Genomic DNA, 13013 nt, shown 5'->3' on the forward strand with positions numbered 1-13013 from the left:
AAGACAGCCCTTCACTGGGCTGTCTGCAAGTCATTCAAACAGATGAATTTAGAAAATGCGCTCTAAACCCTGCAGGCCTTGCGCTAGAGCATGAGTTTCACAACCGATTCGGCCGGGTCGCGGGATTTTCCGGCCTTGTGCAACTCGTCGAGGTAGTCGGCCCACAGCTGTTCCTGGCGCAGGCACAGCTGTTCAAGGTATTCCCAGGTGAACAGGCCGCTGTCATGGCCGTCGTCGAAGGTCAGTTTCAGTGCATATTGGCCGGCAGGTTCCAGGCCGACCAGGCCGACGTTGATCTTGCCGAACTGCAGGATAGGGTTGCCGTGGCCCTGGACCTCGGCGGAGGGGGAGTGCACGCGCAGGAGTTCGGCAGGCAGGTGGTAGACCTCGCCGGGGGCGTAGGTGAGGGTGAGGGTTTTCGAGGCTTTGTGCAGGTTGATGGCGGTGGGCAGGCGGGCCATGGGCAGAATCTCTCGGGAGCTGATGATGCACAGCTTCGGGACATTCTGGGGATTGTGCAAGGGGGGCTGCTTTGCAGCCCAATCGCCGGCAAGCCAGCTCCCACAGGTGCTCCACAGCATTCAGGATTGTGTTAATCCTGTGGGAGCTGGCTTGCCGGCGAAAGGGCCGCGCAGCGGCCCCCTGCGGTCTTACAGGATGTAACGCGACAGGTCTTCGTTCTGCGCCAGTTCACCCAGGTGGCTGTTCACATACGCAGCGTCGATCTGGATCGGCGTTTCGTCATGGGCGCTGGCCAGGTCGCCAGCGCTGAACGACACCTCTTCGAGCAAACGCTCAAGCAGGGTGTGCAGGCGACGGGCACCGATGTTCTCGGTCTTTTCGTTTACCTGGTAGGCAATCTCGGCCAGGCGCTTGATGCCATCGGCGATGAACTCGATGTTCAGGCCTTCGGTCTTCAGCAGGGCCTGGTATTGCTCGGTCAGCGAAGCGTGCGGCTCTTGCAGGATGCGCTCGAAATCTTCCGGGGTCAGTGCCTTCAGCTCGACACGGATCGGCAGGCGGCCTTGTAGCTCGGGTACCAGGTCGCTTGGCTTGCTCAGGTGAAACGCACCCGAGGCAATGAACAGGATGTGGTCGGTCTTGACCATGCCCAGCTTGGTGTTGACGGTGCAGCCTTCGATCAGCGGCAGCAGGTCGCGCTGCACGCCTTCACGGGACACATCGGCACCGCCAACGTTGCCACGCTTGGCAACCTTGTCGATTTCGTCGATGAACACGATGCCGTGCTGCTCGACCGCTTCCAGGGCCTTGGCCTTGAGCTCTTCCTCGTTGACCAGGCGGCCCGCTTCTTCGTCGCGAACCATCTTCAGCGCTTCTTTCACCTTCAGCTTGCGCGCCTTGCGCTTGCCTTTGCCCATGTTGGCAAACAGGCTCTGCAGCTGGTTGGTCATCTCTTCCATGCCAGGCGGCGCGGCAATTTCGACGCCCACGGCATCGGCCACTTCGATCTCGATTTCCTTGTCGTCCAACTGGCCTTCACGCAGGCGCTTGCGGAACAGCTGGCGGGTGTTGGAATCGCTGCTGGTCTGCGCGGCTTCTTCCGAGAAGCTGCTGACCCGCGCCTGCGGCAGCAGGGCATCGAGGATACGGTCTTCAGCGGCGTCCTCGGCGCGGTGGCGCACGCGGATGATCTCCTGCTCGCGCAGCATCTTCAGCGCGGCATCGGCCAGGTCACGAATGATCGACTCGACGTCGCGGCCCACGTAGCCCACTTCGGTGAACTTGGTGGCTTCGACCTTGAGGAACGGCGCGTTGGCCAGCTTGGCCAGGCGACGGGCGATTTCGGTCTTGCCGACGCCGGTAGGGCCGATCATCAGGATGTTCTTCGGGGTCACTTCGGCACGCAGCTCGGCAGGCAGCTGCATCCGGCGCCAGCGGTTGCGCAGGGCAATGGCCACGGCGCGCTTGGCGTCGTCCTGGCCGATGATGTGGCGGTTGAGTTCGTGGACGATCTCGCGGGGGGTCATGGACATGATCAATAGGGTCCTTGGGCGGATGAATCAGCGTGGAAAAGCCCCGCTCGGAGCGGGACGCCAGAACAACTGATCAATCGGCCAGGTCCTGCTCCTCGATGGTCAGGTTGTGGTTGGTGAACACGCAGATGTCGCCGGCGATGTTCAGGGCAGTTTCAGCGATTTCACGGGCCGAGAGGTCGGTCTTGTTCAGCAGGGCGCGAGCTGCGGCCTGGGCGTAGGCGCCGCCGGAACCCATGGCGATCAGGCCGTCTTCGGGTTCGACCACGTCACCGTTGCCGGTGATGATCAGGGAGGCATCCTTGTTGGCCACGGCCAGCATGGCTTCCAGGCGGCTCAGGGAACGGTCGGTACGCCATTCTTTGGCCAGCTCGACGGCGGCACGGACCAAATGGCCCTGGTGTTTTTCCAGCTGGCTTTCGAAGCGCTCGAACAGGGTGAAAGCATCGGCCGTGGCACCAGCAAAGCCGGCGATGACCTGGCCGTGGTACAGGCGGCGCACTTTCTTGGCGTTGCCTTTCATCACGGTGTTGCCGAGGGAAACCTGGCCGTCGCCGCCCATGACGACTTTGCCGTTACGGCGGACAGAAACGATGGTGGTCAAGGGGAGAGTCTCCACGCAGCGGGGCGAAAGTGCCTGATGCAGACTCATATGGGGGTGGGGGGAAAGATTTCAACCGTGAGGGATGAATGGTTGGTCCGGTCCTCGAACCGGGCACGGTCGATGTAGGAGCGGCCTTGTGTCGCGAAAGGGCCGCAGAGCGGCCCCAGCAATTCATGCGTGATGCAGAGACCCTGGGGCCGCTGCGCGGCCCGATCGCGACACAAGGCCGCTCCTACACAAAGCAAGTAGGCGCTTTGTCAGGCCTCGTGGCAGACGTGCCCATCGACCAAGGTATAACGCACCGCACCCGGCAGGCAGTGGCCGATGAACGGGCAGTTCTCACCACGCGAGAACCACTGCTCGCCGGCAACGGTGGAGGCTTGCGGGTCGAACAGCACCAGGTCGGCCGCACCACCCACTTTCAGCTCACCTGCCGGCAGGCGCAGGGCGGCAGCCGGGCCGCTGCTCAGGCGGGCGAGCAAGGTTGGCAGGTCTAGCAGGCCGTCCTGCACCAGGGTCATGGCCAGCGGCAACAGCAACTCGACGCTGCTGATGCCCGGCTCGGTGGCGCCGAACGGGGCAAGCTTGGCGTCGCGTTCATGCGGCTGGTGATGGCTGGAAATCGCCTGGATCACCCCCGATTTTACTGCGGCGCGCAGGCCATCACGGTCCTTGGCAGTGCGCAGCGGTGGCTGCACGTGGTACAGGCTGGAAAACTCGCGCAGCGACTCATCGGTGAGTATCAGCTGGTATAGCGCCACATCGGCGGTCACCGGCAGGCCGAGTTCCTGCGCCTGGGCAATCAGCTGTGCGCCCCGGGCGCTGGTGATCTGGGTGAAGTGCGCACGCACGCCGGTCTGTTCTACCAGCAGCAGGTTGCGCGCCAGGGCCACGGTTTCGGCGGTTTCCGGAATGCCCGGCAGGCCGAGGAAGCTGGCCATGGCACCTTCATGGGCCAGGCCGCCGTGGGCCAGGTCGCGGTCCTGGGAGTGGAACACCACGGTCAGGTCGAAGGTGGCGGCGTACTCCAGGGCGCGGGCCAGGGTACGGTTGTTGGGGATTTGTTTCAGGCCGTTGCCGAAGGCCACGCAACCGGTGTCGCGCAGGGCCACCAGCTCGGCCAGCTGCTCGCCTTCAAGGCCTTTGGTCAGGGCACCGACTGGGTACACCTTGCTGTTGGCCGCCTCACGGGCGCGGTCCAGGATCAGCTCGGCCACCGCCGAGGTGTCCAGCACCGGCTTGGTCTGCGGCGGGCAGCACAGGCTGGTGACACCGCCGGCCACGGCAGCGCGGGTTTCACTGGCGATGTTGCCTTTGCGGCTGTAACCCGGCTCGCGCAGGGATACGCCAAGGTCGACCAGGCCCGGTGCGGCGACCAGGCCATCGGCCTGGATCGTGCGGCTGGCGCTGAAACCGGCCGGCGCCGCGCCGATCGCGGCAATGCGGCCACCGTCCAGGTGCAGGTCGGTCACCTGGTCCAGGCCGGTCTTGGGATCGATGACCCGGGCGCCAAGAATACTGATGGTCACTGGGCGTTCTCCTGGTCGAGTTGACGTTGCGCGTTTTGCCCGCTCATGGCCATGGACAGCACGGCCATGCGCACGGCGATGCCGTAGGTGACCTGGTTGAGGATCACCGAGTGCTTGCCGTCGGCCACCGCCGACTCGATTTCCACACCACGGTTGATCGGGCCCGGGTGCATGACGATGGCGTCAGGCTTGGCCCCGGCCAGGCGCGCGGTGGTCAGGCCGAACAGGCGGTAGAACTCGCCTTCGCTAGGCAGCAGGCCGCCGGCCATGCGCTCACGCTGCAGGCGTAGCATTATCACTACGTCGACATCCTTCAGGCCTTCGGCCAGGTCGGTGTAGACCTTCACGCCGTACTGCTCGATGCCGATCGGGATCAGGGTTTTCGGGCCGATCACGCGGATGTCCGGGCAGCCCAGCGCTTTGAGCGCCAGCATGTCGGAGCGGGCCACGCGTGAGTGCAGGATGTCGCCGACGATGGCCACCGAGAGGTTCTCGAAGCTGCCCTTGTGGCGGCGAATGGTGAGCATGTCGAGCATGCCTTGGGTCGGGTGCGCGTGGCGGCCGTCACCGCCGTTGATCACGGCGACGTCCGGGCACACGTGCTCGGCGATGAAGTGCGCGGCGCCGGAGTCGGAATGGCGCACCACGAACATGTCGGCCGCCATGGCCTCGAGGTTGCGCAGGGTGTCGAACAGCGTCTCGCCCTTGCTGGTCGAGGAGGTCGACACGTTCAGGCTGATCACGTCGGCCGACAGGCGCTGGGCCGCCAGTTCGAAGGTGGTGCGGGTACGGGTCGAGTTCTCGAAGAACACGTTGCACACGGTCTTGCCGCGCAGCAACGGGACTTTCTTCACGGCCCGGGCACCGACTTCCAGGAAGGAGTCGGCGGTGTCGAGGATCTCGGTGAGCAGTTCGCGGGGCAAACCGTCGAGCGAGAGGAAGTGGCGCAGCTGGCCCTGATCATTGAGCTGCAGCGGGCGCTTGGCGTCGATTGGCGTCATCGCGGGGGACTCTTAAAGGGCGGAAGCGGAGGCGAGGTCCTGGCGCTCGAGTGCGAGCGGTGCGGGTCCGGTCAATTTTACCCGCTCATGGGCGGCCAGCGACAGGGTGGCACCGAGCACATTCGGACGAATCGGCAATTCGCCGGCATCCAGGTCCAGCAGGCAGACCAGGGTGACGCTGGCCGGGCGGCCGTAATCGAACAGTTCGTTGAGCGCCGCGCGGATGGTACGCCCGCTCATCAGCACGTCATCCACCAGCACCAGGTGCTGGCCCTCGACCTCGAACGGCAGCTCGGAGGGGCGCACTTGTGGGTGCAGGCCGTTCTGGCTGAAGTCGTCGCGGTAGAACGAGACGTCCAGGGTACCCATGGGGCTGGTGTCGCCCATGGCTTCCTGCAGGGCCTGGGCAACCCAGACACCGCCGGTGCGGATACCGATGTAACGGGGCTCGGTGATTGCCCGGCGCGCCAGGTGGGCACGAAGGTCGACAGCCATCTGCCGAATCAGGTCGGCGGGATTGGGTAGGCTCATTGCGGGCTCCTCGGAAGGGTGCGCCGGGCGGGCCCGGCGGCAAAGATGATCAGGTATTGGCCTCCAGCCAGCCTTGCAGCAACAGGGCGGCAGCGATGGCATCGACCGGGTTGTCGCGGTAGCTGCCGCGCTGGCCGCCACGGGCCATGCGCTCGCCTTTGGCCTCGAAGGTGGTCAGGCGTTCGTCGTGGGTGTGCACGGGCAGGTTGAAGCGGCCGTTCAGGCGGCGGGCAAATTTTTCGGCGCGGGCGCTCATTTCGCTGGGCGTGCCGTCCATGTTCAACGGCAGGCCGACGACAATGGCATCGGGTTTCCACTCATTGATGAGCTTTTCCACCTGAGCCCAGTCCGGCACGCCGTTCTGCGCCTTCAGGGTGCACAGTTCGCGGGCCTGGCCGGTTATTACCTGGCCGACGGCCACGCCGATCTGTTTGCTGCCGTAGTCGAAACCCAGCAAGAGGCGTAGTTCAGCCATCAGGCGTGGCCCGCCTGGCTGGTCAGCAGGTGCAGGTTGATGCCCAGGCTGGCGGCCGCTGCTTCCAGGCGCAGGTCGCTGGCGCGGTCAAAGATGATTTCCGGGTCGAACGGGCAGTTGAGCCAGGCGTTGTGGGCCAGCTCCGCTTCCAGCTGGCCCGCTTCCCAGCCGGCATACCCCAGTGTGATCAGGCTCTGTTTCGGGCCTACCCCGGCGGCAATCGCAAGCAACACATCCTGCGATGTGCTCAGTGACAGCCCTTCCAGGGCCACGGTGGCCTGGAAGCTGCATTCGCTGCTGTGCAGCACGAAGCCGCGGTCGGTTTGCACCGGGCCACCCTGGTAGATAGGCACCTGCAAGGTGCTGGCCGGCGGCGTTTCGTCCGGGCGCAGCTGCTCGAGGATGTCGGCCAGGCTCAATTCCTGCGGCCGGTTGACCACCAGGCCCATGGCGCCATGCTCATTGTGCTCGACGATATACGTGAGGGTCTGGGCGAAGTTCGGATCGGCCATGTGCGGCATGGCAATCAGGAACTGGTGCTTGAGGTAGCTCGGGGTGAGGGTTTTCATGCCTCTAAGTGTGGCGTCGGGACGCCGGGCTGACAAGGTCAAGAGCGCATTATCGACAGGATGGCGCGGTGATGCGCTGAGCAAGCGCGCCGTCGAAGCGTGTGCCAAGGCTGGGGGCAAGGCCAGCCTTGGCGTTGAGTTCATTAGGTTGGGGCGGGCACGGGGTAATGAACTTCAACCTCATGCTTAAGACTGTGTGCGGTGAAGTTGAATGAGGATCGAACAAGTGTCAGGTGCGTGACCTTGTCGTAGGTGACGGTGCCACTGCCAATCTCGGCGTTGCCCTCAGCGTCTTCAAAATAGGCGAGGTGACCATAGTCCGGAATTAGTTGCGTAGTCAGTTTGAACTCGCCATTTTCCAAGGGCCTGGTATTGTTCAAAATGCTAATGCTGAACTGCATTTCTTTGCTTTGGAATGCTGCATCGAAATAGCTGTAATTGCTGAAGTCATCATACTTGGTAACGTGCCATTCCATGGATTCAGCGGTCAGCTGGATTGCTTGCTGACCCTCAATCGTTAGCGTCACACGGGGCATGGGCGGTTCATTTACCTTGGGGCTCGTCCGCGTTGTCACCCTGGTGGGTTTCTTAATGTTTAACTTATTGAAAATTTCCTGTCTGCGGGGCATGGTGGCGAACCTATTCTTGTGGAATGGCTCGAACTCTAGGAAGAAACTGGTGACCGGTAAACTGGTAAAACTACCAGTTGACGAGCGTTGGCAAGGGGGCTGGGCTGACCACACGCTGCGGATCAGCAAGTCGTGCCCTAGTTGCTCGACAACCGGTCCCCACGGGCAAACCGCCAGGTACGAATGATCTCCAGCCGGTCAAACTCGGCCAGATCCCCGGTAAACGGTGCAAACGGCGCGGCCAGCCGCACGATGCGTTGCGCCGCCTGGTCCAGCACGGGCTGCCCGGATGATTCCAGTACCAGCACCTCGTACAGCGAGCCATCGCGGTTGATCGATACCATCATGCGCAGGTTGCCGTAGATCTGTTGCCGACGTGCTTCGTCGGGGTAGTTCAGGTTGCCCACCCGCTCGACCTTCTTGCGCCACTCTTCCTTGTACCACGCGCCCTTGTCGCGCATGGTCGAGGCGGCGTTCAGGCGGTGGATGCGCGGGCGCTTGGCGTACATCTGCTGCTCGTTGGACAGCTCCGCCTCCAGGCTGGCGATCTGGCTGGACAGTTGCGAACTGTCGAAGTCTGGCGCTGGCGCGGCCGGCTTGGGCTGGGCCTTGCTTTCCTTGGGCTTGGGTTCGACCTTGTGCGGCTTGGGCGCAGTGGTCACTACCGCCGACTTCTGCGGGGCAGGGGGTGGGACCACCTCGGGCCTGGCCGCAGGCGGTGGCGTGACCTTGTTGATCTTGCTGTCCTGGAAGGGCGCCAGCTCGGTGGTCGTGGGCACCGCTTTCTTGTCCAGCGTGCCGCTGCCCTGCTGGTTGTCCTGCGCCTGGAAATCGGCCTTCTCGGGCGCTTTTTCGCTTTTGAAGGTGGCCAGGGTGATGTCCATGGTGTGGCGGATTTCGGCAGGTTTGACCACGGTGAAGCCAACGCCAAGAATCAGCGCCAGGTGCACCAGTGCAGCCAGGAACAGGGTAAAGCCGAGCCGGTCCACCGGGCGAACACGGGGCGGCAGCAGGTCGGAGGGGATGTCAGCGGGCAGCGTCATCAGGTATCCAGCAACTGCAGGGCGGGGCAGCAGCTCAGTCGAATAGGACCGGCATCATACCCCACTCTGCGGTTTTGCTTCGCGTTGGCTGTCAGCGCGCCTTGAGCTTGCGATCAATGGCATCCATCAGTTTGCCACCGATATCGGTGTTGTAGGCGGCATCGATCTCGCGGATGCAGGTGGGGCTGGTCACGTTGATTTCGGTGAGGTAGTCGCCGATCACGTCCAGGCCGACGAACAGCAGGCCCTTCTCGCGCAGCGTTGGGCCGACCTGGGCGGCAATCCAGCGGTCGCGCTCGGTCAGCGGGCGCGCCTCGCCACGCCCGCCGGCGGCCAGGTTGCCACGGGTCTCGCCGCTGGCCGGAATACGCGCCAGGCAGTAGTCCACCGGCTCGCCATCGATCATCAGGATGCGTTTGTCACCGTCCTTGATCGCCGGCAGGTAGGCCTGGGCCATGATCTGCTGGCTGCCCAGCACGGTCAGGGTTTCCAGGATGACCGACAGGTTGGGGTCGCCAGCCCGGTGACGGAAAATCGACGTACCGCCCATGCCATCCAGCGGCTTGAGGATCACGTCAACATGCTTGGCCGCGAATTCGCGAATGATGTCCGGGCGGCGGCTGACCAGGGTTGGGGTGGTGCACTGCGGGAACAACGTGGCGAACATCTTTTCGTTGCAGTCGCGCAGGCTCTGCGGGCGGTTGACCACCAGCACGCCATCTTGCTCGGCCTGCTCCAGCAGGTAGGTGCTGTAGACGAACTCCATGTCGAAGGGCGGGTCCTTGCGCATCAGGATCACGTCCAGTTCGGCCAGCGGGCTGTCCTGCTCCTCGCCCAGCTCGAACCAGTGCGCCGGGTCGGCAAACACCTTCAGCGGGCGCATGCGGGCGCGGGCCTTGCTTTCGCCCTGGTACAGGTCTTGCTGTTCCATGTAGAACAGGCTCCAGCCGCGGGCCTGCGCGGCCAGCAGCATGGCCAGCGAACTGTCCTTCTTGTAGGAGATGGACGCGATGGGGTCCATGACAATGCCGAGGCGAACGCTCATGGGGTGGTTCCTCTTGGCGGCAGGTGGCCGCGATGGATCGAAAGAAAAGTGGCTCAGGGTGGCGCCGCGAACGCCGCCGGTCAAGGGGCGGCGCAGATGGAATGGCCACCCGGAGTATGCTAAAAGTGCAGCTAATTTCCATTGGTAGGCGTCTATGGAACAACCCCTGAAGGTGATGGTGATCGACGATTCGCGCACGATCCGCCGCACCGCCCAGATGTTGCTCGGTGAAGCGGGCTGCGAGGTGATCACCGCCAGTGATGGCTTCGATGCCCTGGCCAAGATCGTCGACCACCAGCCCAGCATCATCTTTGTCGATGTGCTGATGCCGCGCCTGGACGGCTACCAGACCTGCGCCGTGATCAAGCACAACAGTGCTTTCAAGGACACCCCGGTGATCCTGCTGTCGTCGCGCGACGGGCTGTTCGACAAGGCCCGCGGCCGGGTGGTCGGCTCTGATCAGTTCCTGACCAAACCGTTCAGCAAGGAAGAGCTGCTCGACGCGATCCGCGCCCACGTGCCCGGGTTTACCGCGCCTCCACAACACGCACCCTGACCGCGCCCCGCCATGGCACGGCCTTACTTTCCTGATGGGGAAACAGCATGGCCCGAGTTCTGATTGTCGACGACTCGCCGACAGAGATGTACAAATTGGCCGGATGGCTTGAAAAGCACGGCCATGAGGTGCTCAAAGCCAGCAACGGTGCCGATGGCGTTGCGCTGGCCCGTCAGGAAAAGCCCGATGCGGTATTGATGGATATCGTCATGCCGGTTCTCAACGGCTTCCAGGCGACCCGGCAATTGAGCAAGTACCCCGAGACCAGCGCCATTCCAGTATTGGTCGTTACCACCAAAGACCAGGAAACCGATCGGATCTGGGCAAAGCGCCAGGGCGCGAGGGGGTTCGTGACCAAGCCTGTGGAAGAAGACGACCTGATCGCCAAGCTCAAAGAAGTGCTGGGCGCTTGACCACCCGCCCGCAGGGCGCGTCGCTGACCGCCTTCGAGCTGTTGCTGGACATTGACCGGCGCTGCCGCCTGCTGGTCGCCGACCAACCGCCGCAGGACAACCGCCTGCAACAGTGGAGCGGTATCGGTTTTCGCATTGCCGGGCAGTGGTTCGTCGCGCCCATGGGCGAAGTGGCCGAGGTGCTGCGCGAACCGCGCAGCAGCCGCGTCCCTGGTGTGCAGCCCTGGGTGTGCGGGGTCGCCAACCTGCGCGGCCGGTTGTTGCCGGTGATGGACCTCAGCTGCTTTTTCGGCCTGGGCCACGTTGCCCCGGGCAAGCAACGGCGGGTGCTGGTGCTGGACCACGAGGCGCTGTTCGTCGGCCTGCTGGTGGACGAGGTACTGGGCCTGCAGCATTTTGACCTGGACAGCCTGCAGCTTTCACCGCCGCAGCCACTGATCCGCGCCGCTGCACGTTTTGTGCAGGGGCATTTCCCGCGTGAACGCAACTGGGCGATCTTCAGCCCCTTCGCCCTTGCCCAGGCGCCGGGCTTTCTCGATGTGGCGTTATAGGACCTGCGAACGTGAACAAGCCTGCCACCTCCGTCACCGCAACCACCGTGAGCCCGCGTACCCGCAGCATCGCGCAGATTACCGTGCTGTTCCTGATTCTGATCTTGTCGATCATCCTGCTGTTCGCCAACTTCGCGTACCTGAACACCCAATCCAACTACGACAAGCAGTACATCGGTCATGCCGGCGAACTGCGGGTGTTGTCGCAACGCATCGCCAAGAACGCCACCGAAGCGGCCACCGGCAAGGCCCTGGCCTTCAAGCTGCTATCGGATGCGCGCAACGATTTTGAACGGCGCTGGGGCTACCTGCGCCAGGGTGACAAGTCCACCGGCCTGCCGCCGGCGCCGCCCACGGTGCGTGACGAGATGGAATCGGTACGCCGCGACTGGGAAAACCTGCGCAAGAACACCGACACCATCCTGGCCAGCGAGCAGACCGTGCTGTCGCTGCACCAGGTGGCGGCGACGCTGGCCGAAACCGTGCCGCAGTTGCAGGTGGAATACGAGAAAGTGGTCGAGATCCTGCTGCAAAGCGGCGCCCCGGCCAACCAGGTAGCGGTGGCCCAGCGCCAGCTGTTGCTGGCCGAGCGCATCCTAGGTTCGGTCAACACCGTGCTGGCCGGTGACGATGCCGCAGCCCAGGCGGCCGACGCCTTTGGCCGCGATGCCGGGCGCTTTGGCCAAGTGCTGGAGGGCATGCTTAGCGGTAACGCGGCAATCCAGGTAACCCGCGTCGAAGACGCCGACGCCCGTGCACGTCTGGCTGAAATCGCCGAACTGTTCCAGTTCGTTGCCGGCTCTGTGGATGAAATCCTCGAAACCTCGCCCGAACTGTTCCGCGTGCGCGAGGCAGCAGGCAACATCTTCAGCCTGTCGCAAACCCTGCTCGACGAAGCGTCGCACCTGGCCAACGGTTTCGAGAACCTGGCCGGCGGGCGCACCCTCGACACCGTTGGCGGCTACGCCCTGGGCCTGCTTGCGCTGGCCTCGATCATCCTCATCGGCCTGGTCATGGTGCGCACCACCAACCGCCAGCTGCGCGAAACGGCGGAAAAGAACGAACGCAACCAGCAGGCGATCATGCGCCTGCTCGACGAAATCGAAGAGCTGGCCGATGGCGACCTGACCGTAACCGTATCGGTAACCGAGGACTTCACCGGCGCCATTGCCGACTCGATCAACTATTCCGTGGACCAGCTGCGCGACCTGGTGGCCACCATCAACCACAGCGCCGTGCAGGTGGCCGCGGCCGTGCAGGACACGCAAAACACCGCTCGCCAGCTTGCCAAGGCCTCCGAGCACCAGGCCGAGCAGATCAGCGAGGCCTCCGAGGCGGTTGGCGACATGGTCGAGTCGATCGACCGGGTATCCGCGCATGCCTACGAATCGGCCAAGGTGGCCGAACGCTCGGTGGCCATCGCCAACAAGGGTAACGAGGTGGTGCACAACACCATCAATGGCATGGACAACATTCGCGAGCAGATCCAGGACACCGCCAAGCGGATCAAGCGCCTGGGTGAGTCTTCCCAGGAAATCGGCGACATCGTCAGCCTGATCGACGACATTGCCGACCAGACCAACATCCTTGCCCTCAACGCGGCGATCCAGGCCTCGCTGGCCGGTGAGGCCGGCCGTGGTTTTGCCGTGGTCGCCGACGAGGTGCAGCGCCTGGCCGAACGCTCGTCATCGGCCACCCGCCAGATAGAGGCGCTGGTGCGCACCATCCAGGCCGACACCAACGAGGCGGTAATCTCCATGGAGCAGACCACCGCCGAAGTGGTGCGCGGCGCCCGCCTGGCCCAGGATGCCGGGGTGGCGCTGGCGGAGATCGAAGGGGTGTCGCAGAACCTCGCCGACCTTATCCACAGCATCTCCGACGCTGCCCAGTTGCAGACCTCGTCGGCCGGGCAGATCTCCCACACCATGGCGGTCATCCAGCAGATTACCGCACAGACCTCCGCCGGCTCCGGGGCCACTGCCGACAGCATCCGCCACCTGGCCCGCATGGCCAGCGAGATGCGCCGTTCGGTGTCCGGCTTCACCCTGCCGCCACCTGCCGAGCCCAAGTGAA

Annotated in this window: 15 protein-coding genes; 4 read left to right on the top strand and 11 right to left on the bottom strand. The window is 63.9% G+C overall.

Annotation, left to right across the window (positions count from 1 at the left end):
• Positions 1–83: 83 nt before the first annotated feature.
• The 11 genes from N805_RS24300 to gshB all read right to left on the bottom strand — a co-directional run bounded on the left by N805_RS24300 (position 84) and on the right by gshB (position 9420).
• Positions 84–461 carry a gamma-butyrobetaine hydroxylase-like domain-containing protein gene (locus N805_RS24300; protein WP_026034461.1) on the bottom strand — a complete coding sequence of 126 codons (378 nt, stop codon included), beginning with the start codon at positions 459–461 and terminating at the stop codon, positions 84–86.
• Between the two features lie 189 nt (positions 462–650).
• A complete protein-coding gene (gene hslU, locus N805_RS24305) occupies positions 651–1994 on the bottom strand; it encodes an ATP-dependent protease ATPase subunit HslU (protein ID WP_019471565.1) in 1344 nt (447 codons plus the stop codon).
• Between the two features lie 73 nt (positions 1995–2067).
• Complete coding sequence (gene hslV, locus N805_RS24310) at positions 2068–2598, bottom strand: ATP-dependent protease subunit HslV (protein ID WP_019471564.1); 531 nt, start codon at positions 2596–2598, stop codon at positions 2068–2070.
• A 257-nt stretch (positions 2599–2855) separates the two neighbouring features.
• Entirely contained in the window at positions 2856–4127 is a 1272-nt protein-coding gene (locus N805_RS24315) for a dihydroorotase (protein ID WP_019471563.1), read from the bottom strand.
• Positions 4124–5128, bottom strand: coding sequence for an aspartate carbamoyltransferase catalytic subunit (locus N805_RS24320; protein WP_016395343.1), 1005 nt, complete (start codon positions 5126–5128; stop codon positions 4124–4126). Before N805_RS24320 ends, N805_RS24315 begins: the two co-directional genes overlap by 4 nt.
• A 12-nt stretch (positions 5129–5140) precedes the next feature.
• Positions 5141–5659, bottom strand: coding sequence for a bifunctional pyr operon transcriptional regulator/uracil phosphoribosyltransferase PyrR (pyrR, locus tag N805_RS24325; RefSeq protein WP_019471562.1), 519 nt, complete (start codon positions 5657–5659; stop codon positions 5141–5143).
• Positions 5660–5708: 49 nt separating this feature from the next.
• A complete protein-coding gene (gene ruvX, locus N805_RS24330) occupies positions 5709–6134 on the bottom strand; it encodes a Holliday junction resolvase RuvX (RefSeq protein ID WP_016489546.1) in 426 nt (141 codons plus the stop codon).
• On the bottom strand, positions 6134–6703 hold the full coding sequence (locus N805_RS24335; protein WP_019471561.1) for a YqgE/AlgH family protein: 570 nt from the start codon (positions 6701–6703) through the stop codon (positions 6134–6136). The genes ruvX and N805_RS24335 overlap by 1 nt, the downstream gene beginning before the upstream one ends.
• Positions 6704–6846: 143 nt before the next feature.
• Entirely contained in the window at positions 6847–7239 is a 393-nt protein-coding gene (locus tag N805_RS24340) for a hypothetical protein (protein ID WP_019471560.1), read from the bottom strand.
• Between the two features lie 230 nt (positions 7240–7469).
• Positions 7470–8375: an energy transducer TonB gene (locus N805_RS24345; RefSeq protein ID WP_019471559.1), complete on the bottom strand. Its 906-nt coding sequence runs from the start codon at positions 8373–8375 to the stop codon at positions 7470–7472.
• A 91-nt stretch (positions 8376–8466) separates the two neighbouring features.
• Positions 8467–9420: a glutathione synthase gene (gshB, locus tag N805_RS24350; RefSeq protein ID WP_019471558.1), complete on the bottom strand. Its 954-nt coding sequence runs from the start codon at positions 9418–9420 to the stop codon at positions 8467–8469.
• A 154-nt stretch (positions 9421–9574) separates the two neighbouring features.
• On the opposite strand from gshB, the gene N805_RS24355 reads away from it, so the two are divergent.
• From N805_RS24355 to N805_RS24370, 4 genes are read left to right on the top strand one after another with little or no spacing between them, the layout of a single operon-like run.
• Entirely contained in the window at positions 9575–9976 is a 402-nt protein-coding gene (locus tag N805_RS24355; protein WP_016501972.1) for a response regulator, read from the top strand.
• Between the two features lie 47 nt (positions 9977–10023).
• Positions 10024–10389 (top strand): twitching motility response regulator PilH, encoded by a 366-nt coding sequence (pilH, locus tag N805_RS24360; protein WP_019471557.1) that lies wholly within the window; start codon positions 10024–10026, stop codon positions 10387–10389.
• Entirely contained in the window at positions 10386–10940 is a 555-nt protein-coding gene (locus N805_RS24365) for a chemotaxis protein CheW (RefSeq protein WP_019471556.1), read from the top strand. Before pilH ends, N805_RS24365 begins: the two co-directional genes overlap by 4 nt.
• Positions 10941–10987: 47 nt before the next feature.
• The gene (locus N805_RS24370; RefSeq protein WP_230685740.1) at positions 10988–13012 is read left to right on the top strand and encodes a methyl-accepting chemotaxis protein; all 2025 of its coding nucleotides are present in this window, start codon (positions 10988–10990) and stop codon (positions 13010–13012) included.
• The last annotated feature ends 1 nt before the right edge of the window (position 13013 follow it).

It is taken from the genome of Pseudomonas putida S13.1.2 (assembly GCF_000498395.2).
GTDB lineage: Bacteria > Pseudomonadota > Gammaproteobacteria > Pseudomonadales > Pseudomonadaceae > Aquipseudomonas > Aquipseudomonas putida_Q.

What these genes read in the sequence shown, in the direction of transcription:
- N805_RS24300 (WP_026034461.1), bottom strand. Translation starts at nt 461, where the DNA reads ATGGCCCGCCTGCCCACCGCCATCAACCTGCACAAAGCCTCGAAAACC.
- hslU (WP_019471565.1), bottom strand. Translation starts at nt 1,994, where the DNA reads ATGTCCATGACCCCCCGCGAGATCGTCCACGAACTCAACCGCCACATC.
- N805_RS24320 (WP_016395343.1), bottom strand. Translation starts at nt 5,128, where the DNA reads ATGACGCCAATCGACGCCAAGCGCCCGCTGCAGCTCAATGATCAGGGC.
- pyrR (WP_019471562.1), bottom strand. Translation starts at nt 5,659, where the DNA reads ATGAGCCTACCCAATCCCGCCGACCTGATTCGGCAGATGGCTGTCGAC.
- ruvX (WP_016489546.1), bottom strand. Translation starts at nt 6,134, where the DNA reads ATGGCTGAACTACGCCTCTTGCTGGGTTTCGACTACGGCAGCAAACAG.
- N805_RS24335 (WP_019471561.1), bottom strand. Translation starts at nt 6,703, where the DNA reads ATGAAAACCCTCACCCCGAGCTACCTCAAGCACCAGTTCCTGATTGCC.
- N805_RS24340 (WP_019471560.1), bottom strand. Translation starts at nt 7,239, where the DNA reads ATGCCCCGTGTGACGCTAACGATTGAGGGTCAGCAAGCAATCCAGCTG.
- N805_RS24345 (WP_019471559.1), bottom strand. Translation starts at nt 8,375, where the DNA reads ATGACGCTGCCCGCTGACATCCCCTCCGACCTGCTGCCGCCCCGTGTT.
- gshB (WP_019471558.1), bottom strand. Translation starts at nt 9,420, where the DNA reads ATGAGCGTTCGCCTCGGCATTGTCATGGACCCCATCGCGTCCATCTCC.
- N805_RS24355 (WP_016501972.1), top strand. Translation starts at nt 9,575, where the DNA reads ATGGAACAACCCCTGAAGGTGATGGTGATCGACGATTCGCGCACGATC.
- pilH (WP_019471557.1), top strand. Translation starts at nt 10,024, where the DNA reads ATGGCCCGAGTTCTGATTGTCGACGACTCGCCGACAGAGATGTACAAA.